This window comes from Leucobacter sp. USCH14, assembly GCF_037619215.1.
In the GTDB taxonomy this organism is placed as follows: domain Bacteria; phylum Actinomycetota; class Actinomycetes; order Actinomycetales; family Microbacteriaceae; genus Leucobacter.
The window spans coordinates 1-1350 of the sequence record NZ_JAQPZP010000029.1; the positions used below are offsets into that span (position 1 = coordinate 1).

The 1350-nt window shown below is 67.1% G+C and carries 1 protein-coding gene and 1 other annotated feature; the gene reads right to left on the reverse strand.

Features of this window, described 5'->3' with window-relative positions; all coding sequences use genetic code 11:
- Nucleotides 1-31: 31 nt before the first annotated feature.
- A protein-coding gene (locus PQI23_RS13910) for an IS3 family transposase (protein WP_339975552.1) occupies nt 32-1296 on the reverse strand; the annotation gives its coding sequence in 2 pieces (ribosomal slippage) (nt 32-993 and nt 993-1296; 1266 coding nt in all).
- Nucleotides 863-997 (reverse strand) — a sequence feature (AL1L pseudoknot). Its footprint overlaps the gene before it by 135 nt.
- Nucleotides 1297-1350 lie beyond the last annotated feature (54 nt).

Here is a 1350-nt window from a genome sequence, read left to right on the forward strand (position 1 = left end):
TGAAGCGCCCTGGGTCTGATGGAGACTCGCGCTATTTGATTCCGACCAGCTGTTCGCGGTCGGCTTGGACAGCATAGAACGTGTTCTCGTACTCGGCCGGCGGGACGTCGCCGAGGTAGCCGTGGAGCCGTTGCGTGTTGTGCCAGTGGGCCCAGCCGAGCGTCGCGAGCTCGAGGTCCTCGACGGTCTTCCAGGGGCCGGTGCGTGCGGGGCCGCGGACGAGTTCGGCCTTGTAGTAGCCGTTCACGGTCTCGGCCACGGCATTGTCGTAGCTGTCGCCGACGGTCCCGATCGACGGTGTCGCGCCGATCTCGGCGAGGCGTTCGCCGTAGCGGATGGACGTGAATTGAGACCCCGCGTCGCTGTGACACCGCAGATCCTCGTGCCGGGTGCCTCGGGACCAGCGGGCCATCTCGATCGCGTCGAGCACCATCTCGGTGCGCATGTGCGATGCGACCCGCCAGCCCACGATCATGCGGGAGAACGCGTCGACGATGAAGCAGACGTAGGCGACACCTGCCCACGTCGGCACGAACGTCAGATCGGTCACCCAGAGCCGGTTCGGTGCGGTCGCGGTGAACTCCCGGCGCACCAGATCCGGGTGCCGCGCCGACGCCGGATCCGGTCGGGTGGTCTTCACCCGCTTGGACCGTCTCGCGCCCTCGATCCCCGCCAGCTTCATCAGCCTCGCGGTCTGGTCCCTGCCGATTGTGATGCCTGCCCGGCGGGCGGCCTTCCACAGTTTGCGGACCCCATAGACGCGGTAGTTGCTCTCCCACAGGTCGACCAGCTGCGGGATCAGTTCCTCGTCTCGCACCGCGCGGGCCGAGGGGGCACGTGTCTTGGCGGCGTAGTAGCTGCTCGGAGCCATCTGCAACAGCCTGCAGATGAGCTCGACCCCGAGCCGGCGACTGTCCACGACGTCGTCCTTGTTCGCGTCGACGAACGCGACTACTTCCGGTAGTGGCGGTCGAGCTCCGCCCCGAAGAAAGACGCGGCCCGCTTGAGCACCTCGTTGGCCCGACGCAACTCGCGGACCTCCTGCTCCAGCTCTCGCACCCGCGCCGCCTCGCCGCTGCTCACGCCTGGGGCGACGCCGTCGTCGATGTCCGCCTGCTTCACCCAGGTCCGCACCGACTCGACCCCATAGCCGAGCTGCGTCGCGACCCGCTGCACCGTCCCTTGCGTGACCCCGAGCTCGGCACGCAACGTCCTCACCATCCGCACCGCTGCGGCCTTCTCCTCGCTCGAGTAGCGACGCGTCGTCGACTTCCCTGATGTCTGCTCTTTCGGCATAACTCCATCCTCGTTTCCAAGGTCAGGAGTCTCCAACAAACCCAGAGCGCTTCA